Source organism: Mycobacterium sp. SM3041, from assembly GCF_039668335.1.
GTDB lineage: Bacteria > Actinomycetota > Actinomycetes > Mycobacteriales > Mycobacteriaceae > Mycobacterium.
Genome location: NZ_JAYXBQ010000037.1, coordinates 150,359 through 172,962, shown reverse-complemented (window position 1 = coordinate 172,962; position 22,604 = coordinate 150,359). Strand labels below are relative to the sequence as shown.

Below are 22,604 nucleotides of genomic sequence, written 5' to 3'. Positions count from 1 at the left end.
GGTTTCGGTAAGTCGACGCGGCGCGTTGCGTGGGTGCTGCGCCGAGCGTGGGGCCTGACGAGGCGACATGCCGGGTTCGGTCGCGCCGCGGCCCACGCTCGACGGAGCGAACCGTCGCCACGCGTCGGTGGGCGCACGGTTCGCGAGTGGGACAGATAGTCCCGCTCGACTACCCTTTGGGCGTGATGTTTCCGGTGAGCCCTGTGGCGCGGTACGCGGCCACGCTGATCGGACGCCTCCGTTGATCCAACACGGACTGGTGGTGCTTTTCGCCCTCTGCGCGGCCGTCTGCGCGGCCGTCGGCATCGTGGTGCGCCAGCGCGCGACCATCGACGTGCCGCCCGAACACGGCGTCAGCGTCGTCATGCTGTCGACGCTGCTGAGCCGCCGGCTGTGGTGGGCCGGGACGGCTGCGGCCGTCGCAGGCTATGTCTTCCAGGCGCTGGCGCTGGCCCACGGCTCCCTGCTGGTGGTGCAGCCGCTGCTGGTGTCGGCATTGCTGTTCGCGCTGCCGCTGAGTGCGCGCCAGGCACATCGCCGGGTGACGCGCGGCGAGTGGTTGTGGGCCGGATTGCTGACCATCGGACTGGCGGGATTCGTCGTCCTGGCGCGGCCTGAACGCGACGAACACCTGGCCTCACCTGGGGTTATCGTGCTGGTCGCCGCGGTGTGCGCCGCGGTGATCATCGGCTGCGTGCTGTTGGCGCTGCGGTGCAGCGGCTGGGCTCGCGCGGTCCTGCTGGCCGTCGGTGTCGGCGTGCTGTTCGGTGTCGTCGCGGTCGTCACCAAGATCTTCATGGCGATACTGCAGCACCGGGGCTGGCTCGGGTTGCTGACGACGCCGGCGCCGTACCTGCTCATCATCTTGGGAGCGGTCGCGACCGTACTGCAGCAGTCGGCGTTCCATGCCGGCGCGCTGCAGACGTCGGTGCCGACCATGCTGGTGCTGGAACCGGTGGTGGCTGTCGTACTCGGCGCCCTGGTGCTCGGTGAGGGCTTCGACACGACCGGCGCCGAGGCCGTCGCGCTCGTGGTGTCCATCGGTGCCATGGCGGCCGCGACCATCGCTCTCGGCCGTGACGAGGGTGCGTACGAAACGCAGGCGGGCGCGAAGGTGGCGGCGCCGATCGCACCGCCGCAGGTGCAATCGACCTCCGAGCGCTGAACAATAGGTGTGGTTTCTCCCACAGCCATTACGGGCATATCGTTAGTTTTGCTAACGTTGTAATTGGCGACGCTGGTGAACCAATTGATGAGGTTGTTATGTCGAACGAAGAAACCGTATTTACCGACGAGCTGACGCAGCGCATCGCTGACCTCTGCGCTGCCGACCCCCAACTTGCCGCCGCGCGCCCCCTCGCCGGGGTCGCCGCCGCACTCGAAGAGCCCGGCATCCGGCTCCCCGAAATCATCCACACGGTCATGGCCGCCTACGCCGACCGGCCCGCGCTCGGACAGCGCGCCGTCGAGTACGTCACCGAGAACGGCCGCACTGTGGCGCGGCTGCTGCCACGCTACGACACCATCACCTACGGCGAAGTCTGGCAGCAGATCCAGGCCGTCGACAACGCCCTGCTCAGCGGGCCCGACGCCGTCGCCCCCGGCGACCGCGTCGCCATGCTCGGCTTCACGAGCGCCGAGTTCACGATCGTCGACACCGCCCTGGCCCGCGCCGGCGTCGTCGCCGTTCCGCTGCAGACCAGCGCACCCGTCGAGCAGCTGCGCCCCATTCTTGACGAGACCGAACCCCGCGCGCTGTTCGCCGATGTGAAGTTCCTCGACGACGCCGTCGAACTGGTTCTGGGCGCCGGCGCCGCACTGACGCGGGTGGTCGTGTTCGACCACCACGCCGCGGTCGACGACGAGCGCGAGGCCATCGAACGGGCGGCCGCGCGCCTGGCCGAGCGTGGCGTCGTGGTCGAGACTCTTGCGGATCTGGTCGCGCGCGGTGGCGCGCTGCCGGCCGTCGAGCCCGCTGTGTCCGCGGACGTGGACCCGCTGCTGGTGCTGATCTACACCTCCGGCAGCACCGGTACCCCCAAGGGCGCCATGTACCCCGAGCGCCTCGTCACCAACGCGTGGCGGACCGGTCTCACGCACCAGCAGCCCGCGCTGCCCTCGATCGTCCTGAGCTTCCTGCCGATGAGCCACATGATGGGCCGCGGCACCGTCTACCGCACGCTGGCCCACGGCGGCACCGTGTACTTCGCCGCCAAGAGCGACCTGTCCACCCTGCTGGAGGACATCGCGCTGGTCCGGCCGACGCAGATGACCTTCGTGCCCCGGGTGTGGGAGATGATCCACCAGGAGGTGCAGAGCGAGGTCGACCGTCGCGCCCTGGACGGTGTTCCCGAGCAGCAAGTGCTCGACGAGCGCAGCCGCAGCCTCATCGGCGGCCGGCAGCTGGTCGCGATGACGGGGTCGGCACCGATCTCGCCGGAGCTCAAGGCCTGGGTGCAGAAGTTCCTGGGGCTCGAGCTGCTGGAGGCCTACGGCTCGACCGAGGCCGGCGGTGTGATGGTCAGCGGCCACGTGAGCCGTCCCCCGGTACTCGACTACAAGCTGGTCGACGTACCCGAACTCGGCTACCTGTCGACCGACCGTCCGCACCCGCGCGGCGAATTGCTCTTGAAGTCAACGGATTTGATCCCGGGCTACTACAAACGGCCGGACGTCACCGCTGATGTGTTCGACGCGGACGGCTTCTACCGCACCGGTGACATCGTCGCCGAGCTCGGTCCCGATCATCTGCAGTACCTCGACCGCCGCAACAACGTGCTGAAGCTGGCGCAGGGTGAGTTCGTGACGGTGTCCAAGCTGGAAGCCGCCTTCGGCACCAGCCCGCTGATCCGCCAGATCTACGTGTACGGCAACAGCTCTCGCTCCTATCTGCTGGCCGTGATCGTGCCCAGTTCGGAGGCGTTGACCGGTGTTTCTGACGCTGAGGCCCTGCGCCCTGAACTGGCCGACGCCCTGCAGACGGTGGCGCGTGAGTCGGGGCTGCAGTCGTACGAGGTACCCCGCGACTTCATCATCGAGACCGAACCGTTCTCGCTGGAGAACGGGCTGCTGACCGGCGTCCGGAAGCTGGCCTGGCCCAAGCTGAAGGCCCGGTACGGCGCCGAGTTGGAGCAGCTGTACGCCGAACTGGCCGAAGGACAGGCCGCCGAGCTGCGTGCGCTGCGGTCACTGCGGGCGTCTGACGCGCCGGTGCTCGAGACCGTGCTGCGCGCCGTCAGTGCCACACTGGGGGCCGCCGGTTCCGAGGTCACGGGCGACGCCCACTTCACCGATCTGGGCGGAGATTCGTTGTCGGCGTTGACCTTCGGCAACCTGCTCGAGGAAATCTTCGAGGTCGAGGTGCCGGTCGGAGTGATCGTCAGCCCGGCCACCGACCTGGCCGGGGTGGCTGCCTACATCGAAGGGGAGCGGGCGCCGGGCAGCAAGCGGCCGACGTTCTCCACGGTGCACGGCAAGAACGCCACCGAGGCGCGGGCTGCGGACCTGACGCTGGACAAGTTCATCGACGCCGAGACACTGGCCGCGGCACCGTCGCTGCCCGGGCCGGCGTCGGAGGTTCGCACCGTATTGCTCACGGGCGCAACCGGATTCCTGGGCCGCTACCTGGCACTGGAATGGCTGGAGCGCATGGACCTGGTCGACGGCAAGGTCATCGCCCTGGTCCGCGGCAAGTCCGACGCCGACGCCCGGGCCCGTCTCGATGCGACGTTCGACTCCGGGGACCCGAAGCTGCTGGCGCACTACCAGGCGCTGGCCGCCGACCACCTGGAGGTCATCGCCGGTGACAAGGGCGAGGCCAATCTGGGTCTGTCGCAAGAGGTTTGGCAGCGCCTGGCCGACGAGGTCGACATCATCGTCGACCCGGCCGCGCTGGTGAACCACGTGCTGCCGTACAGCGAGCTGTTCGGACCCAATGCGCTGGGCACTGCCGAGCTGATCCGGATCGCCCTGACCACGCGGATCAAGCCGTTCGCCTACGTCTCGACCATCGCGGTCGGCGGCGGCGTGGCGCCCGGCGAATTCGTCGAGGACGCCGACGTGCGCGTGATGAGCGCGGTGCGGGCGGTCGACGACAGCTACGCCAACGGCTACGGCAACAGCAAGTGGGCCGGTGAGGTCCTACTGCGCGAGGCGAATGATCTTTGCGGCCTTCCGGTTTCGGTGTTCCGCTGCGATATGATCCTGGCCGACACCACATACGCCGGCCAGCTGAACCTGCCCGACATGTTCACCCGCATGATGTTCTCGCTGGTGGCCACCGGCATCGCGCCGAAGTCCTTCTACGAGCTGGATGCCGAGGGCAAGCGGCAGCGCGCCCACTACGACGGCCTGCCGGTCGAGTTCGTCTCCGAATCCATCTCGACCCTGGCCGTGCAGGTCGCGGCCGGCGCGTCCGACTCGACGTTCGAGACGTACCACGTGATGAACCCGTACGACGACGGCATCGGCATGGACGAGTTCGTCGACTGGCTGATCGAAGCCGGGTATTCCATTGCCCGCGTTGATGATTACGCCGATTGGCTGGGCCGGTTCGAGACGGCCCTGCGCGGCCTGCCGGACCGGCAGCGCCAGGCGTCACTGCTGCCGCTGCTGCACAACTACCAGCAGCCGAGCTACCCGGTGCGGGGATCCATCGCCCCGGTGGAGCGGTTCCGGGCCGCGGTGCAGAACGCGAAAATCGGTGCGGACAAGGACATTCCGCACATCGGTGCGCCGGTGATCGTCAAGTACATCACCGATCTGCAGCTGCTCGGCCTGCTCTGACCCAGGGATTTGTGCACGATTTTCCGCGGTGACCGCGGAAAATCGTGCACAAATCACAGGGAACTGGCAGGAAATCGCCGGAACAACGGCGGCCGCGCCAGCGTCATTCAAATAGTGGGGATGCAACGGGGCGTACCCCATTCGAGATTTCGATTTTTCGTGAGGTTTCTTCATGTCGATTGACCATGCCGAGAGCACTACCGACGGGCTGGCCCGCCGGATCGCAGAATTGTCCGCCACTGATCCGCAGTTCGCCGCGGCCGTGCCGCTGCAGTCGGTCGCCGAGTCGGTCGAAAAGCCCGGCATGCGACTGCCCGAGATCGTGAAGACCGTCCTCGAGGGCTATGCCGACCGGACCGCGCTCGGACAGCGCGCCGTCGAGTTCGTCACCGAGAACGGCCGCACCGTGACCCGCCTGCTGCCGAAGTACGACACCATCACCTACGGGGAGCTGTGGGACCGCATCCGCGCCGTCGCTGCCGCCCTGCACGCCGACGGCGTCAAGGCCGGCGACCGCGTCGCCATCCTCGGCTTCACCAGCACCGACTACACCGTCATCGACACCGCGCTCGGGCAGATCGGCGCCGTCTCGGTGCCGCTGCAGACCAGCTCCGCGGCGTCGTCGCTGCTGCCGATCGTCGCCGAGACCGAACCGGTACTGATCGCGGTCAGCGCGGACTACGTCGCCGACGCCGTCGAACTCGCGGTCGGTGGCCCCGCACCCGCCCGGTTCCTGGTGTTCGACCACCACCCGGAGGTCGATGACGAGCGCGACGCCATCGACCAGGCGCGCGACGCGCTGGCCGGCCTGAACGTCACGGTCGAGACCTTCGGCGACCTGCTGAGCCGCGGCCGTCAACTGCCCGACGTCCCGACCCCGGTCTTCGACGAGGCCGATCCGCTGGCCCTGCTGATCTACACGTCCGGCTCGACCGGTGCGCCCAAGGGTGCGATGTACCCCGAGAGCAACATGACGAGCTTCTGGCGACGGGCCAGCACGGCGTGGTTCGGCCCCAGCGAGGCGTCGATCAACCTGGCGTTCATGCCGATGAGCCATGTCATGGGCCGCGGCATCCTGTACTCCAGCCTGGCCAACGGCGGCATCGTCTACTTCGCCGCCAAGAGCGACTTGTCCACTCTGCTCGAGGATTTCGCGCTCGCCCGGCCCACCGAGCTGAACCTGGTGCCGCGCGTCTGGGAGATGCTGTACCTGGAATTCCAGAGCCGCGTCGACAAGCTGGTGCCCGCCGGCACCGGTGAGGCCGAGCGCGACGACATCGAGCAGCAGGTGATGGCCGACATGCGCCAGAATCTGATCGGTGGCCGCTACATCAAGGCGATGACCGGCTCGGCGCCCATCACCGACGAGCTGAAGGCGTGGGTCGAGAAGTTCCTCGGCATCCACCTGCTGGAGGGCTACGGCTCCACCGAGGCCGGCATGGTCTTCTTCGACGGCGTCATCCAGCGCCCGCCGACCCTGGACTACAAGCTGGTCGACGTGCCCGACCTGGGCTACTACCTGACCGACCAGCCGTACCCGCGCGGTGAGCTGCTGGTGAAGACCCAGTACCTCTTCCCGGGCTACTACAAGCGGCCCGAAGTCACCGCGAGCGTCTTCGACGAGGACGGTTTCTACCGCACCGGCGACGTCGTCGCCGAGATCGGCCCCGACCAGATCCAGTACGTCGACCGCCGCAACAACGTGCTGAAGCTGGCGCAGGGCGAGTTCGTCACGCTGGCCAAGCTGGAGGCGGCATTCAGCAACAACAGCCCGCTGGTCCGACAGATCTACGTCTACGGCAACAGCGCCCAGCCCTACCTGCTGGCCGTCGTCGTGCCGACCGAAGATGCCTTGGCCCGTTGGGATTCCGCCGAACTGAAGCAGCGGATCAGTGACTCGCTGCAAGAGGTCGCCAAGGCCGCCGAGCTGCAGTCCTACGAGATCCCCCGCGACTTCATCATCGAGACCGAACCGTTCTCGCTGGAGAACGGGCTGCTGACCGGCATCCGCAAGCTGGCCTGGCCGAAGCTCAAGGCGCACTACGGCCCGGCGCTGGAAGACCTGTACGCGAGTCTTGCCGCCGGACAGGCCGACGAACTCCGCGAGCTGCGGCAGCACGGCGCCGAGGGCCCCGCCCTGCCGACCGTCATCCGCGCGGCGAGCGCGCTGCTCGGTGCGTCCGGCGAGGTGTCGGCCGACGCCCACTTCACCGATCTCGGCGGAGACTCGTTGTCGGCGTTGACCTTCGGCAACCTGTTGGAAGAGATCTTCGGCGTCGAGGTCCAGGTCGGCATCATCGTGAGCCCCGCCAACGACCTGGCAGCGCTGGCCGCCTACATCGAGAACGAGCGCAGCGGTGGCGCCAAGCGTCCCAGCTTCAGCTCGGTGCACGGCAAGAACGCCGTCGAGGTGCGGGCCGCGGACCTGACGCTGGACAAGTTCATCGATGCCGCGACGCTGGCCGCCGCGCCGTCGCTGCCGGGACCGGCCGCCGAGGTGCGCACCGTGTTGCTCACCGGCGCAACGGGATTCCTGGGCCGCTACCTGGCGCTGGAGTGGCTGGAGCGCATGGACCTGGTCGACGGCAAGGTGATCGCCCTGGTGCGCGCCAAGTCCGACGACGAGGCCCGGGCCCGTCTCGACGCCACGTTCGACTCCGGGGACCCGAAGCTGCTGGCGCACTACCAGGCCCTGGCCGCCGATCACCTCGAAGTCATCGCCGGTGACAAGGGTGACGAGAATCTCGGCCTGTCGCAGGAGGTTTGGCAGCGGCTGGCCGACGAGGTCGACGTCATCGTCGACCCGGCCGCGCTGGTGAACCACGTGCTGCCCTACAGCGAACTGTTCGGGCCGAACGCGCTGGGCACTGCCGAGCTGATCCGCATCGCGCTGACCACGCGGCAGAAGCCTTACATCTACGTCTCGACGATCGGTGTCGGGGACCAGCTGGCCCCGGGCACATTCACCGAAGAGGCCGACGTGCGCGTGATGAGCCCGGTGCGTGCTGTCCACGACGGTTACGCCAACGGCTACGGCAACAGCAAGTGGGCCGGCGAAGTGCTGCTGCGTGAGGCCAATGACCTTTGCGGCCTTCCGGTTTCGGTGTTCCGCTGCGACATGATCCTCGCGGACACGTCGTACGCCGGACAGCTGAACCTGCCCGACATGTTCACCCGCATGATGTTCTCGCTGGTGGCCACCGGCATCGCGCCGAAGTCCTTCTACGAGCTGGATGCCGAGGGCAACCGACAGGCCGCGCACTACGACGGCCTGCCGGTCGAGTTCATCGCCGAGGCCATCGACACGCTCGGTGTGCGCCCCGCGGGCGAGTTCGTCACCTACCACGTGATGAACCCGCACTCGGACGGCCTGGGCATGGACGAGTTCGTCGACTGGCTGATCGAGGCCGGGTATTCCATTGCCCGCGTTGATGATTACGCCGAATGGCTGGCCCGGTTCGAGACCACGCTGCGGGCCCTGCCGGACCGGCAGCGTCAGGCGTCACTGCTGCCGCTGCTGCACAACTACCAGAAGCCGGAGCACCCGCACAATGGGTCGATCGCCCCGGTGGTGGTGTTCCGTGAGGCGGTGCAGGAGGCAAAGCTGGGCCCGGACAAGGACATCCCGCATGTCACCGCGCCGGTGATCGTCAAGTACATCACCGATCTGCAGCTGCTCGGCCTGCTCTGACCCAGGGATTTGTGCACGATTTTCCGCGGTTGCCGCGGAAAATCGTGCACAAATTTTCAGGCGGCGTGCCTGGACAGCAGGGCATTCCGGATTTCGGCGAGCACCCGGTCGGGATATTCGGTCAGGTCGAGCCACGTGAACCGCAAAATCTGATAGCCGAGCAGCGAGATGGCGTTCTGCCGCTTTCGGTCGTTCTCGAAGTCGTCAGCACTGCTGTGATAGGCCCAGCCGTCGACTTCGATGGCGAGTCTTGCTGCCGGAAACACGATGTCGACTTTGTATCCGGCGACCGGGCAGTTGGCCTTCCACCCGCTGATCTTGTTGCGGCGCAATAGTTTTACGAGTAGCCGTTCAGCCTGCGACCGGGCCCCGTCTTCGGCGGCCAGCAACAGTATCCGAGCCGCAGGCGATCCGTGTCGTCCCTTGTTGCGCAGGTGCGCGTCCCAGAGTTTCTTCAGCTCGACGTGACGCTGCAACGCGGTGTCCATGAGTCTCGCGCCACCGCCGCGCCGCGTCGTGGCTTCGATGACGGTCAGTGGAAGCGCGGTGACTCGCAGACCGTCGCGTTCGACGATGTCCTGTGGCTGCAAGTCACGGCGGCGGACCCGGATGCCGTGGCGCTTGCGGTGATTGCTGACCTTCGGCACGGTGACTTCCACCGTCTCCGGCGCGTAGTGAGTGATCCCCAGCCACCACGCGGCGGCCAGTCCGCTGGCGGTGGCCGCTGGGCCGTAGGACCACACGGCACTGCGGACGCGGGCCGCATCGCTGAATGCGCGATCGTCGACGAAGAACACTCCGGGAGCGCAGCGCAGCCAGTGGCCGGAGCGGACTCGGCGGCTGATGGCGTCATCGCTGATCCCCGCGGTCAGGGCTTGGGCGCGGGTGATTACGCCGTCGTGGCGGCGAAGGTAGTCGTCGAGCACACAGATTCGGACGTTTGCGGCGGCGCCGCGGTTCCATCAGCGGGGGTTTGTGCACGATTTTCCGCGCCAGCCGCGGTGTTCTGTTTCGGGACATCGCTGACACATGGATGTCTCGGGACATCGCTGACACCTGAGTGAGGTTGTGGACCCATCGTGGTTCATGGCCCAGAAGGTGACGGCGATGGATATTCGTGCCGCGACGGCGTTGGCCGGGCAGGTCGAGAATGTGGCGGCGTTCTGCCGGGATCAGCAGATCAGTCGGCAGACGTTCTACAAGTGGCGCAAGCGGTTCGGGCAGCTGGGTCTGGCCGGGCTCGAACAGCGGTCACGTCGGCCGATGTCGTGTCCCGGACAGACCGCGGCCGCGGTCGAGGAGCTGGTGCTGCGCCGCCGCAAAGAGCTGCTGGAGGCCGGACGCGACCACGGCGCGCACTCGATCCACTGGACACTGCAGCGTGAGGGCCATGCTGATGTGCCTGCACCGGCCACGATCTGGCGGATCCTGACGCGCCATGGTGCGATCACCCCGCAGCCGCGTAAACGCCCCAAGTCAGCGACCAAACGGTTTGTCTTTGATCGCCCGAACGGCTGCTGGCAATCAGACTGGACCGAATGGGCACTGACCGACGGCACCGCGGTGGCCATTGCGGGCTGTCTCGATGATCATTCTCGCTACCTGGTCGGGTTGGCCGCCGCGGCCGGGCCGGGCACCGGTGAGTTGGTGTGGTCGGTGGTGCTGGCCGGTATCGGTGAGTGTGGGATTCCGTCAATGTCGTTGTCGGACAACGGACTGATGTACACCGGGCGGCGGCTCGGGTTTGAAACGACGTTCGAGGCCAACCTACGCGCCCTGGGAGTCAAAACGATCAACTCCGCCCCCTATCACCCGCAGACATGCGGCAAGATCGAGCGGTTCTGGCAGACCCTCAAAAAGTGGCTCCACGCGCACCCCACCCCGGACACGGTCGCTGATCTCAACGATCTGCTCGAGGCGTTCCGACACTTCTACAACCACCAACGACCACACCGAGCACTCGGCGGAGCCACTCCCGCAGAGGCTTTCGCCGCCACCGAACGCGCCCGCCCCGCCGACCGGCCCTTGCCGGCCCCGGTGTTTGTCACCACCGGCACCGTCAACGACACCACCGGTCGGGTGTTCGTGCCGCCCTACGTCATCAACGTCGGCCGGTACTGGGCTGGACACCACTGCGACTGCATCCGCGACGGCGACCACATCGCCATCTTCAGCGGCACCACCTTGATCCGCGAACTCACCGCCGACCCAACCCGCCGCTACCAGCCCGGCGACAAAACCACGCGAACCTACCGCACCCGCGCACCCAAACCCGCACACTGACTGTCAGCGATGTCCCGAGACATAAGTGTCAGCGATGTCCCGAGACACCACACCGCGCCAGCCGCGGAAAATCGTGCACAAATCCCTGTCACGGGGCGATCAGGACACCGGCGTCGGAGGCGGCCTGCTGCAGTTCGTAGATGTCGAGGTCGCCCCAGTCGTTGATCGGCCCGGTGTAGGAGCCCAGCCACGGCACCACACCGGGATCCGGTGCGACGCCGAGGTTGTAGGCCTGCATGCCGGGCAGGTGGTGCTCGAAGAAGTTACCGAGGATGTCCACCGCGAAGATGATGTCGTTGATCGGGTTCGGACCCCACAGCGCCGACGCGTTGAACAGCGGGTTCACCGCATCCGGGTCACCGATCATCACGATGTTGCCGTAGTGCGGCTTGCTGCCGCCGGTGGGGTCGTAGGCCGCCATGAACGGCTGCAACCCCGGCAGGTCGGTGGAGAAGTACGCCGCGGTGTCACCGTAGGTCTCGATGTTCACGAAGTTCGAGTTGATGCCGTTGCCCGGGACGGAGGTGTTGAGGCCGGGCCCTTCGAAGCCGATGCCGCCGCGGCCCGTCTTCTGCGCGACGAACTGCGCTTCCCAACCACCCAGCGAGTGACCGGTGACGAAGATGTCGTCGGTGGTGTAGCCCTGCTCGAGGGCCGCTGCTTCGACCTTGCGCTCGAACGCCAGCGAGTCCCAGAACGCCTGCGGCGTGGTGTTGGTGAAGATCACCTGCATGTCCGTGAAGATCTGTGACAGCGCGATCAGCGGATGGAACAGCAGATTGGTGCCGCCTGTCGTGCCCTGGTAGGCGACGATGATCTGGCCTTCGGGCGTCACCCACGCCTTGCCGACGGCGCCGGACAACGGATTGAACGTCTGCATCTGAAAACCGTTGACGGTGAACGGCTTCAGATCACCCGGCTGGGCGCCGAGCACGTAGGCGTTGGCCGACGCGTTCAGGAACTGCTCCACCGTCGGGGTGTCGCCACTGGTCGGGCCGTCGTAGGTCAGCTCCGGCACGACGGGCGCCGCGGTGGGGGTCTTGCTCAGCCCGAGCATGTCCTCGATGCGGCGGAACCCCGCGAACAGCGCCTCGGAAATGGGCGACCAGTTGAACGGGCTCTTCGGGCCGCTCTGCGACACCGTCAGGTCCAGCACCTGCAGGACGGTGTTGATGAGGCGACCGGGCAGCTGGATGATCTTCGCGATCGGGTTCAGCGGCTGCGGTGGCGTCGGCGTCGTCAGGGTGCCGACGGTGTTGTTGGTCGCGGACAGGGCCGCGAGCCGGGTGGTCGGCGCCGGCGTCTTGACCGGAGCGGGGGCGATGCTGTCGGTTGCCGCGGCCGGGGCGGTGGCAGCTGTGGCGGCGTGGGAGCCGGCCGTCGCGTCCTTGGCGGGGACGCTCGCGGTGGCGGGCTGGAGCTTAGGTGCCTTCTTGCCATCGCCGGCGGGCTTGACCGAATCCGAGCCCTTCTTCGCCGGCTTGGCGGCCGGCTTGGGGTCGGGATTAACGGCCGGCTTCGGGTCCGGTTTGGCTTCCGGATCGGCACCGGACTTGGGGTCGGTGGCCGACGCGTCAGTCGCCGCGTCCGGCTTGGCGTCGGACTTGTCGGACGTGTCCGCAGCCGTTTGGGCCTTGCCGGCTTTCTTACCGGGCTTCTTCTTGTCCTTCTTGTCGGTGTTCGCCGGCTTGGGTTTGGCTGGACCGGGCTTCTGCGGTCCGGACTGGCTGGTCGAGGTGCCTGGCGAATCGGTCGTCCCGGTCTCGGCCCAGGCGACGTTCTGGCTGGTCGCCGCGGCGATACCCATGGCCGCGGCAATCACTGCCAGGCGGTACCGACCGGATTTACGCAGACTGAGCCCCGACTGTGTCCCCACAGGTGTCCCCTTTGACATCCCTGGTGCCCGCCCGCGCGCGCACGAATCTGACGACACTATGACACGGGTGATGTCAGTCACGATCAGGTTTGCCAAAGTTGTGGGTCACTGTGGCGGGGTCAGCGCACCCGCGCCGCCACCGCCTCGGGCATGGGTTTGTAGCGGGCGAAGGAGCGGGTGAAGGAGCCGGCGCCGTGCGACAACGACCGCAGTTCGATCGGGTACCGGGTCAGCTCGATCTCGGGAATCTCGGCGTCGATGCCGGTGCAGGAGTCACCGGCGGTGTCGGTCCCGAGTACGCGGCCGCGCCGTCCGGACAGGTCGCTCATCACCGCGCCGACCATCTCGTCGGGCACCACGATGTGGACGCTGTCGATGGGCTCGAGCAGATTCACCGATGCGGCGGCGGCCGCCTCGCGCAGCGCCAGCCCGCCTGCGAGTTGAAAGGCGTAATCCGACGAGTCCACGCTGTGCGCCTTGCCGTCCAGCAGGGTCACGCGGATGTCGACCATCGGGTATCCGCAGATGCCCCGATCCATCTGGGCGCGAACGCCTTTCTCCACGCTCGGGATGAACTGCCGCGGCACCGCACCGCCGACGACCTTGTCGACGAACTCGAATCCGGCCCCCTCCGGAAGCGGTTCGACGGTGATGTCACACACCGCGAACTGCCCGTGGCCGCCGGACTGCTTGACGTGCCGACCGTGGCCTTTCGCGTTGCCGCCGAACGTTTCTCGCAGCGGGACGCGCAGTTCCGTGGTGTCGACCGCGACGCCGAACCGCCGCGACAGTGCGTCCAGGACCACCGCGGAATGGGCTTCGCCCATGCACCACAACACGATCTGGTGGGTCTGCGGGTTCTGCTCGATGCGCAGCGTCGGATCCTCGGCGGACAGCCGGGCCAGGCCCACCGACAACTTGTCCTCGTCGGTCTTCGCATGCGGCACGATCGCCATGGGGAGCAGCGGCGCGGGCATCGTCCACGGCCGGCACACCAGGGGAGAAGCCTTGTCCGACAAGGTGTCCCCGGTCTCGGCGCACGTCAGCCTGGCGATGGCGCAGATGTCACCGGCGATCACCTCGGCCGCCGGGCGTTGCTTGCGGCCCAGCGGAAACGACAGTGCGCCGACGCGTTCGTCCTCGTCGTGGTCCTCATGCTCGGCGCATCCCGCGGCGGGATCGGCGAACGAATTGAAATGGCCCGACACGTGAACCGTCGTGTCGGGCCTGATGGTGCCGGAAAATACCCGGACCAGACTGACCTTGCCGACGTACGGGTCCGACGTCGTCTTCACCACCTCTGCCAACAGCGGGGCGGCGTGATCGCAGGCGGGCGCGGACTTCTCCACACCGGCCGGGGTGAACACCTGCGGCGGTACATGCTCTGGGGGAGAAGGGAACCCGCGGGCGATGACGTCGAGCAGTTCGGCAGCTCCGGTACCGGTGGTGCTGCACACCGGGATCACCGGGAAGAACGAGCCGCGGGCCACGGCGCGCTCGAGGTCGGCGACCAGCACCGCGTTGTCGATCTGTTCGCCGCCCAGGTACCGCTCCATCAACGTCTCGTCCTCGGACTCCTCGATGATGCCCTCGATCAACGTGGCATCGTCCGCCAGAAGCGAGACGAGCCCGTCCCCCTCGGGCAGGTACAGCGGAATCACCTTGTCCCCGAACGATTCCTGCGCGGACTGCACCGCCCCGGCGAACGCCGCGCGGGCGTGGTCGAGTTTGGTCACCACGACGGCGCGCGGCATCCCGACGTCAGCGCATTCGCGCCACAGCGCCTTGGTGGCAGCGTCCACCACATCGTTGGCGGCCATCACGAACAACGCGCAATCGGCAGCGCGGAGGCCGGCCCGCAGTTCGCCGACGAAATCGGCGTAGCCCGGGGTATCGAGCAGGTTGATCTTCACCGCCCCGTGCTGAAGCGAGGCGAGCGCCAGGCCCACCGACCGCTGCTGCTCGACTTCGGCCGGCTCGTGATCGCAGACCGTGGTGCCGTCCAGCACCGTCCCGGCCCGCGTCAGCACGCCGGAATGCAGCAGCAGTGCCTCGACAAGGGTGGTCTTGCCGGACCCAGATGGCCCCACCAGGACCACATTTCGGATCGCGGCCGGACTGTCCGCACTGGGCGCGGCTCCGGATGAGCTATTCGACTTGTCGGCCATGGCGTGCCCCTATCGACGACTCACGTCCACCATGCTCCTGTCGCAACCGTCGGCACAAGACTCAAGCCCTCAGGCGTGCCACGAACTCCATCTGCTGATCGCGACACGGATCACCGGGCCGTCCAGCGCCACCCGGTCGTACTGGTGGTACTTGGCGCGCAGCAGCGAGTAACCGATCGCCATCTCGTCGCCACTGGGGTGCACGGTGGCGATGCCGTCGGCCCGGGCCCACCAGAGGTGCGACCAGTCGTCGTCGTATTCCTCGGCGAGCAGACTCACCCGCGGGTTGGCCGCGATGTTGTCCAGCCGCCGCAGATGCTGCGTCGACTTCCGCTTGGCGTCCACCGCCGTATAGAGCCGGTCCCCGCTGACCGCGAAAACCACGGGGACGACGTGCGGCTGGCCCTCGCCGGACACCGTCGCCAGCACCGCAACGGGCGTGGCGGAGAACAGGGCGGCGGGATCGGTCATCAGCGGTGGCGTGGGTTCGGGGCGACGCTCATGGGCATGCGCGTCACGTTGATCTCCGGCGGACGCGTCGGTGCGGGCGGCGCGGCCGGTGCGTGGTACGCCGGGGGCGCCGCGGCCGGAGGCGGTTCGGTCGGCGGTGGGGGAGGCGGCGGCGGAGCGGGAGTCGACGAGGTCGACGGGGCCGGCGTCGTCGTGGTGGTGGTCGTCGTCGTGGCGCTGGGTTCCACCGGTGCCTCGTCGGCGCCGGAATCCCGGCGGGTGGCCAGGACCACCAGTGAGACGACGAGAGCGATCACCGCGACGGTGACGACGATCAGCAGCAGGCGGGCGTCTTTCCTGCGGTACCAGGGTGGCGGCGGCTCGCGGAACCGCCAGGTGTCGGTGTTGAACGCGTCGAAGGTGTCGCCCGTCGGCTCCGGTTCGGGGATGACGAATGAGCCGGTCGTCGGGCCGGCAAACGGTCCCGTGCCGTGCGGCCCCGGGTCGACGGCGCGGAACGGATCGGTGTCCGGGTCGTCGTCCGGCTCCTCGGCGGCTGATTCCAGCACGCCACCCGGCGATAGTTCGCGCTCTGGGTCGTCGCTGTCAGCCACCTCCCAGATGCTAGGGGTGGGTCGCGCCAATTGCTCGGTATCGGCGCGCGTGTCCGCGCTTTAGACGTCCTTGACCGGTTCGATGCCCAGATCCCGGTAGCTGACCAGTGCGGCAAACGGCACGCCGCGCTTGGCGAAACGCTCGGTGGCGATGTCGCCTCGGTCGACCATCGGGATGACACCGGTGACCACCGCGCCGAGGGAGGTGACACGTTCGTAGGCGATCTCGGTGGAGCCGCCGGTGCTGATCACGTCGTCGACGAGCAGCACGCGGGTGCCCGGTTCGATGCGGGTGCCCTCGATCCACTGCTCGCGGCCGCGGGCCTTCTGTTCCTTGCGGACCGAGAACCAGGCCTTGCCGGTGACCATCGCGACGCCGTGCGCCAGCGGGTCGGCACCCATGGTCAGGCCGCCGACGGCGTCGAACTCGATATCGCGCAGCGCGGCGAGTTCCGCCACCGCCTTGCTGACGATCGTCAGGCTGACGCCGTTGTCGACGGCGTACTTGCCGTCGATGTAGTCGTGGCTCAGCTGCCCGCTGGCCAGCCGGAACGGCTCCTCACGGCGCTCGTAGCCGCGGGTGCGGATCAGGTCGAATGCGGCTTCCCAGCTCTCCGGGCGATCAGACATGATGCGAATCCTAAACCTGACGGGACAGTCGAGCCAATTCGACTGTCGCGGAACGTAATTCGTCGATGGATTGGAGTGGCTGTGCATAGCCGACCCGGGTGTAGGCCATGCCGCGGGCGGTGTCGACCCGTAAGTCCAGGCCGTAGCGGTCGGCGCTGGTACAGGTCGCCGACTCGGTGTCGGGGTAGCCGCCCAGAACCCGGGCCATGGCCGCCAGCGAGTCGGCATGGTCGGCGTTCAGGTGCGCGATGGCCCCGGCGGCCGACGGCGTCACCGGATCCGGCTGGGCCGCAGCGTAATCCGCGCCCGTGGTGGAGTCCATGCGGCCGTAGCCGCCGACCCACCGGACCCGGTCGACGTGCAGCACCCACAGGGCGAAGTCGGTGTAGTCGATGTAGTACTTCGCGGCCGGCACCGCCGCGACATGGGCGTCCCGGGCGGCGTCGCGTTCGGCACCCTCCGGCCGCGCCACCCGGCCGGCCAAGGTCACCCGGCCACCGGCCAGCGGATCCTTGTCGGTGCTGGCCGCGATGATCGAGATGCTGGCCCGCTGATCGCCGGCGAGGTTGCGGCCGTGCTCGGCAAGATTCGAGACGCACAGCACCGGCGAACCGCCGAGCAGTCCATACGTGACCATCGACGCCCACGGATCGCCGTCGGCCGTCAGGGTGGCCAGGGTTCCGGTGTTGGTCGACGCCGCGATGGTGCGGGCCTCTTCGGCGGCCGAGGGCCGGGTCGCGTTGACGATTTCGGCCAGCGGCGGCGGGATTGTCGGAGCATCACCTGGGTCGCCATGATCGCGTGTCGCCACGTTTGCACCCTACCCAGGCGCGGGTACGTTGGTTGACGATGGACGCCTCCAACGGTGGCGTGGAACATCCAAGCGCCGCAGACTTCGGACATGCGCGAGTCCTCCCCGAGGACCGCACCTGGTTCAAGCACGCGGTTTTCTATGAGGTGTTGGTCCGCGCCTTCTACGACTCAGACGCCGACGGCTCAGGTGACCTCCGAGGTCTCACCGAGCGACTCGACTATTTGAAATGGCTTGGTGTCGACTGTATTTGGTTGCCACCGTTCTACGACTCGCCGCTGCGTGACGGCGGTTACGACATCCGTGACTTCTACAAGGTGCTGCCGGAGTTCGGCACCGTCGACGACTTCGTCGCTTTGCTGGATGCCGCGCACAAGCGCGGCATCCGCGTCATCACCGACCTGGTGATGAACCACACCTCGGATGCCCACGCCTGGTTCCAGGAATCCCGCCGCGACCCCTCCGGGCCCTACGGCGACTACTACGTCTGGAGCGACACCAGCGAGAAGTACCAGGACGCGCGCGTCATCTTCGTCGACACCGAGGAGTCCAACTGGACCTTCGACGCGGTGCGCAAGCAGTTCTACTGGCACCGCTTCTTCTCCCACCAGCCCGACCTGAACTACGAGAACCCCGCCGTGCAGGAAGCGATGATCGACGTGCTGCGCTTCTGGCTGGGTCTGGGCATCGACGGATTCCGGCTGGACGCGGTGCCGTACCTGTTCGAGCGCGAGGGCACCAACTGCGAGAACCTGCCCGAAACGCATGCCTTCCTCAAGCGCTGCCGCAAGGTGATCGACGACGAATTCCCGGGCCGGGTGCTGCTGGCCGAGGCCAATCAGTGGCCGGCGGACGTCGTCGCCTACTTCGGTGATCCCGAGACCGGTGGCGACGAATGCCACATGGCGTTCCATTTCCCGCTGATGCCACGGATTTTCATGGCGGTACGCCGGGAGTCCCGGTTCCCGATCTCGGAGATCCTGGCCCAGACGCCGCCGATCCCCGACCTCGCGCAGTGGGGCATCTTCCTCCGCAACCACGACGAGCTGACGTTGGAGATGGTCACCGACGAAGAGCGCGACTACATGTACTCGGAGTACGCCAAGGATCCGCGGATGAAGGCCAACGTCGGCATCCGCCGGCGCCTGGCCCCGCTGCTCGAGAACGACCGCAACCAGACCGAGCTGTTCACCGCGCTGCTGTTGTCGCTGCCCGGTTCCCCGGTGCTGTATTACGGCGACGAGATCGGGATGGGCGACATCATCTGGCTCGGTGACCGCGACGGCGTGCGCACCCCGATGCAGTGGTCGGCCGACCGCAACGCCGGGTTCTCCACCGCCAACCCCGGCCGGCTCTACGTCCCGCCGAGCCAGGACCCGGTGTACGGCTATCAGGCGGTGAACGTCGAGGCCCAGCGCGACACCACGAATTCCCTGCTCAATTGGACGCGCACCATGCTCGCGGTGCGGCGGCGGCACGACGCGTTCGCCGTCGGCTCGTTCCGGGAACTCGGTGGTTCCAATCCGTCGGCACTCACCTATGTCCGCGAGCTCGTGCGAGACGATGGTGAGGCTGACACTGTTTTGTGCGTCAACAATCTGTCCCGTTTTCCCCAGCCGATCGAACTGAACCTGCAGCATTGGAACGGCTACACACCGGTTGAACTGACCGGCCAGGTCGAATTCCCCCGCATCGGGGAACTGCCCTACCTGTTGACACTGCCGGGGCATGGTTTCTACTGGTTCTCGTTGCGTGCGCCCGTCGGTGAGGAGCCGTGATGGATCCACAGTTGACCGAATACCTGACCCAGCAGCGCTGGTACGCCGGCCGCAACCGAGAGCTGGCCGATGCCGAACCGGCGTTGGTGGTGGCGCTGCGCGAGGACATCGACCTGGTGCTGCTCGACGTCAGCTACGACGACGGCCCCGGCGAGCGGTATCAGCTGGTGCTGCGTCAAGGCGACGGCGAGGTCGGTGACGCGCTGGGTGACCCGGAAGTCGCGAACCTGCTGCTACGCCTGATCGCCGATTCGGCGACGGTCGGTCCGGTCTCATTCGCCGCGGAGCCCGACGCCGAGTTGCCCGCGGGCGAGACGGCGCGCGTGATGGGCGCCGAACAGAGCAACACCAGCGTCGTGTTCGACGAAGCCGCCATCCTCAAGCTGTTCCGTCGCGTGACGTCCGGAGTGAATCCCGACATCGAGCTCACCCGGGTTCTCGGCCGGGCCGGCAGCCCGCATGTGGCGCCGCTGCTGGGGACGATGTCGCTGGACGGCGGACCGGAGACGGCGCTGGGCATGCTGGCCCGCTTCGCCGACAACGCCGCCGAGGGCTGGGACATGGCCGTCGCCAGCACCCGGGATCTGTACGCCGAGGGTGACCTGTACGCCAACGAGGTGGGTGGTGATTTCGCCGGTGAGTCGGAGCGGCTGGGGCAGTCCGTCGCCGCGGTGCACGCCACGCTGGCCGCCGAACTCGGCACCGCCACGGCGCTGTTTCCCGTCGAGACCATGCTGGAGCGGCTGGCCGCGGTGACCGCGTCGGTGCCGCAGGTCCGCGAGTATGCCGCGGCCATCGAGAGTCGCTACCGCGCGCTGGAGGGGCAGCCGATCACGGTGCAACGGATCCACGGTGACCTGCATCTGGGCCAGGTGCTGCGCACCCCCGAGACCTGGCTGCTGATCGACTTCGAAGGCGAACCCGGGCAGTCCCTGGATCAGCGCCGCGCCCCCGACTCACCGTTGCGGGACGTCGCGGGGATGCTGCGGTCCTATCAGTACGCGGCGTTCCAGCGGCTGACCGAGGGCGGCGGCAACGAACAGCGCCGCAAGCAGCTCGCCGCCCGCGCCCGCGAATGGGCCGACCGCAACCGGGCGGCGTTCTGCGCCGGCTATGCCGAGGGCGGCGGCACCGAACCCGATGCGGAACTGCTGGCCGCCTACGAACTCGACAAGGCGGTCTACGAAGCGGGGTACGAGGCCCGGCACCGGCCGCACTGGCTGGACCTGCCGCTGGGCGCCATCGCGAACATCGTCAGCGGTTAGGTCATTGCCTTGACGGCGGCCTGAGCCGGCTTCGGGGTCCAGTCGGAGCGGTAGACGCCGATGGATTCCTCGGGGTTCGAGCTGCCGGTGACGCGGTCGCGCGTGGTGTAGATGTACGACGGACCGGCGTAGGGCAGCGTGCGCCACTTGGCCAGGAAGTCGCGGATGTAGTCGGCCTGGGTGGCCTCGTCGACGGCCGAGTTGGGCTCGCCGTACTCGGTGGCCCAGATCTTCTTGCCGCCGTCACCGTTGGCCGCCATGGCCTGATGGATGCCGTCGGTCTGGCTCAGCGGTGAGTTGGGCACTCCGGCGCCGGCCGAGAACTTCAGGTTGTAGTGGTACGGGTGGAACGACAGCGCGTCGAACGAACCGGCCGCTCCGGCGGCGTACATGCGCTGGATGAAGGTCACGGGGTCCAGGGTCAGCGAGCCGAACGACACGACCGCGCCGACCACACCGCCGATGACGACGGCGCCACGATCGGCGGCCTTGATCTTCGGGTACGAGGCCTTCAGCATGTCGGCGTAGACGGCGGGCTCCGGACCCTGCGGGCCGGACGTCCAGGACATCACGGCGTTGGGCTCGTTCCAGATCTCGTAGGCGTCCACCCGGCCCTTGTAGTGCGCGGCCACCGCGCCGGCGAAGTCGCCGTACACCGCGGCCGAGGCCGGCGGGCTGCTGATCGGGATGGCGCCCGGCGCCACCGCCCAGGCCGGCGTCGCGACGATCGCGCCGACCACCGACATGTGGCGGGCATTGGCCGCACCGACGACGGTGTCGACCTGGCCCCAGTTGAAGCTGCCCTGGGTGCCCTCGATGCCGGCCCACGGAATGATGATGCGGACGGTGCGCACACCGGTCGCCGACATCAGGTCGAAGGTGTGGTTGATGTCGTCGGCGTTCATGCCGTAGACGTCGGAGTCGGCGAAGCCGACGCTGCTGGCCGACTGGCTGATGCCCGTCGGGATGAACGGGATGGTGGCCGGGCTATTGGCCAGGGTTTCGGTGGCGGCGGCGGAAACTGCCGCGACGGTGAAGACTGCTGCAGCGATCTTGAGGGCGTTGCGCAACGTTCGTTCCAATCTTGTGGCCATGATCTGCCGATTGGCTCGAACCTAACAGCAATTCAGGCGGAAGCAGGCAGGACCGAGCGATACAGCTGGGGGTCGACGATCATGTCGACGCGGCCGAACCGGGCGCGGGTCAGGGCCAGCACCTGGTCGAGCTGGCTGCGATCGTGAGTGTCGGCCGCCAGCGCGTAGACCCGGTCGGCGGCGTAGCCGTGGGTGATGCGGACCAGGGGGCGGGCCTGCCGCGCCGTCACCACCACGCGGTGTCCGTCGGCCAGCAGGCTGTGTGCGGTGGCCAGTCCGGCGTCAGTGCCGGCGTCCAGAACGACGGCGACGATGCTGTGCTTCATGAAACGAGTCAACGCCCGCGGCCTAGGCGTGAGATGAGAGCCGATTAGGTAGCCGAACAGCGTTCGTCAGCGGACCAGCCGCCGCAGCAGTCCCGACGCGGCGGCGATGCCGAGCACTGCCGCGACCGCGAGAACCGCGATATCGAGCAGGGTGTTGCCCGGGGTGCCCAGCAGCAGTGAGCGCATCGCGTTCACCTCGTAGGACAGCGGGTTCACGGTGGACAGCGCGTGCAGCCAGCCTGGCATGATGTCCACCGGATACAGCGCGTTGGAGGCGAAGAACAGCGGCATGGTGATGGCCTGGCCGATGCCCATGAGCCGGTCGCGGTTGCGGACCAGACCCGCCAAAGTCATTGAAAGACAAGAGAAGAACGCTGATCCGAGCATCACCACCGCCATGGCCGCCAGGATGCGCAGCGGGTTGAAGCTGAGATGGATGCCCAGCAGCAGGGCGATCACCAGAACCCCGATCACCTGGGCGATCGAGCGGACTCCCGCCGCGAACGCCTTGCCGGTGATCAGTGCCGACGCCGGCGATGGCGTCACCATCAGCTTGGCAAGGATGCCGGCGTCGCGGTCCCAGACGATCTGGATGCCGTAGAAGATCGAGATGAACAATGCCGACTGGGCGATGATCCCCGGCGCCAGGAACGACAGATAAGGCACGCTGCCGGTGTTGATGACGTGCAACCGCGAGAACGTCTGGCCGAAGATCAGCAGCCACAGCGCCGGCTGAACCGTGCGGGTGACCAACTCGGTGCGGTCGTGACGCAGCTTCTGCAATTCGACCAGGGCGAAGGCGCCCATGCGGCGGGCGAGCCCACCGATGCGCC

16 protein-coding genes are annotated in these 22,604 nt (G+C 67.6%); 6 read left to right on the top strand and 10 right to left on the bottom strand.

Features of this window, described 5'->3' with window-relative positions; genetic code table 11:
* Nucleotides 1–241: 241 nt before the first annotated feature.
* The 3 genes from VXD91_RS10015 to car (VXD91_RS10005) all read left to right on the top strand — a co-directional run bounded on the left by VXD91_RS10015 (nucleotide 242) and on the right by car (VXD91_RS10005) (nucleotide 8,476).
* Nucleotides 242–1,165, top strand: a complete 924-nt coding sequence (locus VXD91_RS10015) for a DMT family transporter (RefSeq protein WP_346415298.1) — start codon at nucleotides 242–244, stop codon at nucleotides 1,163–1,165.
* Between the two features lie 98 nt (nucleotides 1,166–1,263).
* Entirely contained in the window at nucleotides 1,264–4,785 is a 3,522-nt protein-coding gene (gene car, locus VXD91_RS10010) for a carboxylic acid reductase (RefSeq protein ID WP_318984032.1), read from the top strand.
* 172 nt (nucleotides 4,786–4,957) lie between these two features.
* Nucleotides 4,958–8,476, top strand: a complete 3,519-nt coding sequence (car, locus tag VXD91_RS10005; protein WP_318984031.1) for a carboxylic acid reductase — start codon at nucleotides 4,958–4,960, stop codon at nucleotides 8,474–8,476.
* Nucleotides 8,477–8,532: 56 nt separating this feature from the next.
* On the opposite strand, the gene VXD91_RS10000 is transcribed toward car (VXD91_RS10005), so the two are convergent.
* Entirely contained in the window at nucleotides 8,533–9,402 is an 870-nt protein-coding gene (locus VXD91_RS10000) for a type IV toxin-antitoxin system AbiEi family antitoxin domain-containing protein (protein WP_318984030.1), read from the bottom strand.
* A 160-nt stretch (nucleotides 9,403–9,562) separates the two neighbouring features.
* Between VXD91_RS10000 and VXD91_RS09995 the strand changes: the two genes are divergently transcribed.
* On the top strand, nucleotides 9,563–10,759 hold the full coding sequence (locus VXD91_RS09995; RefSeq protein ID WP_318986522.1) for an IS481 family transposase: 1,197 nt from the start codon (nucleotides 9,563–9,565) through the stop codon (nucleotides 10,757–10,759).
* Nucleotides 10,760–10,847: 88 nt separating this feature from the next.
* Here VXD91_RS09995 and VXD91_RS09990 read toward each other — a convergent pair whose 3' ends face one another.
* From VXD91_RS09990 to VXD91_RS09965, 6 genes are all read right to left on the bottom strand, one after another.
* Nucleotides 10,848–12,635 (bottom strand): hypothetical protein, encoded by a 1,788-nt coding sequence (locus tag VXD91_RS09990; protein ID WP_346415297.1) that lies wholly within the window; start codon nucleotides 12,633–12,635, stop codon nucleotides 10,848–10,850.
* 119 nt (nucleotides 12,636–12,754) lie between these two features.
* On the bottom strand, nucleotides 12,755–14,803 hold the full coding sequence (locus VXD91_RS09985) for an elongation factor G (protein WP_346415296.1): 2,049 nt from the start codon (nucleotides 14,801–14,803) through the stop codon (nucleotides 12,755–12,757).
* Between the two features lie 69 nt (nucleotides 14,804–14,872).
* Nucleotides 14,873–15,274: a TIGR03668 family PPOX class F420-dependent oxidoreductase gene (locus tag VXD91_RS09980; RefSeq protein WP_061002696.1), complete on the bottom strand. Its 402-nt coding sequence runs from the start codon at nucleotides 15,272–15,274 to the stop codon at nucleotides 14,873–14,875.
* A complete protein-coding gene (locus VXD91_RS09975; protein ID WP_346415295.1) occupies nucleotides 15,274–15,867 on the bottom strand; it encodes a hypothetical protein in 594 nt (197 codons plus the stop codon). The genes VXD91_RS09980 and VXD91_RS09975 overlap by 1 nt, the downstream gene beginning before the upstream one ends.
* A 60-nt stretch (nucleotides 15,868–15,927) precedes the next feature.
* Nucleotides 15,928–16,497: an orotate phosphoribosyltransferase gene (locus VXD91_RS09970; RefSeq protein WP_061002297.1), complete on the bottom strand. Its 570-nt coding sequence runs from the start codon at nucleotides 16,495–16,497 to the stop codon at nucleotides 15,928–15,930.
* Between the two features lie 10 nt (nucleotides 16,498–16,507).
* A complete protein-coding gene (locus tag VXD91_RS09965; protein WP_346415294.1) occupies nucleotides 16,508–17,308 on the bottom strand; it encodes a DUF2470 domain-containing protein in 801 nt (266 codons plus the stop codon).
* A 38-nt stretch (nucleotides 17,309–17,346) separates the two neighbouring features.
* Here VXD91_RS09965 and treS point away from each other — a divergent pair, with 38 nt between their 5' ends.
* Complete coding sequence (treS, locus tag VXD91_RS09960) at nucleotides 17,347–19,086, top strand: maltose alpha-D-glucosyltransferase (RefSeq protein ID WP_064858046.1); 1,740 nt, start codon at nucleotides 17,347–17,349, stop codon at nucleotides 19,084–19,086.
* Nucleotides 19,086–20,351 carry a maltokinase gene (locus VXD91_RS09955; RefSeq protein WP_135355616.1) on the top strand — a complete coding sequence of 422 codons (1,266 nt, stop codon included), beginning with the start codon at nucleotides 19,086–19,088 and terminating at the stop codon, nucleotides 20,349–20,351. Before treS ends, VXD91_RS09955 begins: the two co-directional genes overlap by 1 nt.
* Here VXD91_RS09955 and VXD91_RS09950 read toward each other — a convergent pair.
* The 3 genes from VXD91_RS09950 to VXD91_RS09940 all read right to left on the bottom strand — a co-directional run bounded on the left by VXD91_RS09950 (nucleotide 20,348) and on the right by VXD91_RS09940 (nucleotide 22,578).
* Nucleotides 20,348–21,445: a cellulase family glycosylhydrolase gene (locus tag VXD91_RS09950; RefSeq protein WP_346415293.1), complete on the bottom strand. Its 1,098-nt coding sequence runs from the start codon at nucleotides 21,443–21,445 to the stop codon at nucleotides 20,348–20,350. The genes VXD91_RS09955 and VXD91_RS09950 overlap by 4 nt on opposite strands.
* 32 nt (nucleotides 21,446–21,477) lie before the next feature.
* Entirely contained in the window at nucleotides 21,478–21,771 is a 294-nt protein-coding gene (locus VXD91_RS09945) for an SDR family NAD(P)-dependent oxidoreductase (protein ID WP_346415292.1), read from the bottom strand.
* A gap of 66 nt (nucleotides 21,772–21,837) precedes the next feature.
* Complete coding sequence (locus tag VXD91_RS09940; protein WP_346415343.1) at nucleotides 21,838–22,578, bottom strand: ABC transporter permease; 741 nt, start codon at nucleotides 22,576–22,578, stop codon at nucleotides 21,838–21,840.
* Nucleotides 22,579–22,604: the final 26 nt, after the last annotated feature.

What these genes read in the sequence shown, in the direction of transcription:
- car (WP_318984032.1), top strand. Translation starts at nt 1,264, where the DNA reads ATGTCGAACGAAGAAACCGTATTTACCGACGAGCTGACGCAGCGCATC.
- car (WP_318984031.1), top strand. Translation starts at nt 4,958, where the DNA reads ATGTCGATTGACCATGCCGAGAGCACTACCGACGGGCTGGCCCGCCGG.
- VXD91_RS09995 (WP_318986522.1), top strand. Translation starts at nt 9,563, where the DNA reads ATGGCCCAGAAGGTGACGGCGATGGATATTCGTGCCGCGACGGCGTTG.
- VXD91_RS09985 (WP_346415296.1), bottom strand. Translation starts at nt 14,803, where the DNA reads ATGGCCGACAAGTCGAATAGCTCATCCGGAGCCGCGCCCAGTGCGGAC.
- VXD91_RS09980 (WP_061002696.1), bottom strand. Translation starts at nt 15,274, where the DNA reads ATGACCGATCCCGCCGCCCTGTTCTCCGCCACGCCCGTTGCGGTGCTG.
- VXD91_RS09970 (WP_061002297.1), bottom strand. Translation starts at nt 16,497, where the DNA reads ATGTCTGATCGCCCGGAGAGCTGGGAAGCCGCATTCGACCTGATCCGC.
- treS (WP_064858046.1), top strand. Translation starts at nt 17,347, where the DNA reads ATGGACGCCTCCAACGGTGGCGTGGAACATCCAAGCGCCGCAGACTTC.
- VXD91_RS09955 (WP_135355616.1), top strand. Translation starts at nt 19,086, where the DNA reads ATGGATCCACAGTTGACCGAATACCTGACCCAGCAGCGCTGGTACGCC.
- VXD91_RS09950 (WP_346415293.1), bottom strand. Translation starts at nt 21,445, where the DNA reads ATGGCCACAAGATTGGAACGAACGTTGCGCAACGCCCTCAAGATCGCT.
- VXD91_RS09945 (WP_346415292.1), bottom strand. Translation starts at nt 21,771, where the DNA reads ATGAAGCACAGCATCGTCGCCGTCGTTCTGGACGCCGGCACTGACGCC.
- VXD91_RS09940 (WP_346415343.1), bottom strand. Translation starts at nt 22,578, where the DNA reads ATGGGCGCCTTCGCCCTGGTCGAATTGCAGAAGCTGCGTCACGACCGC.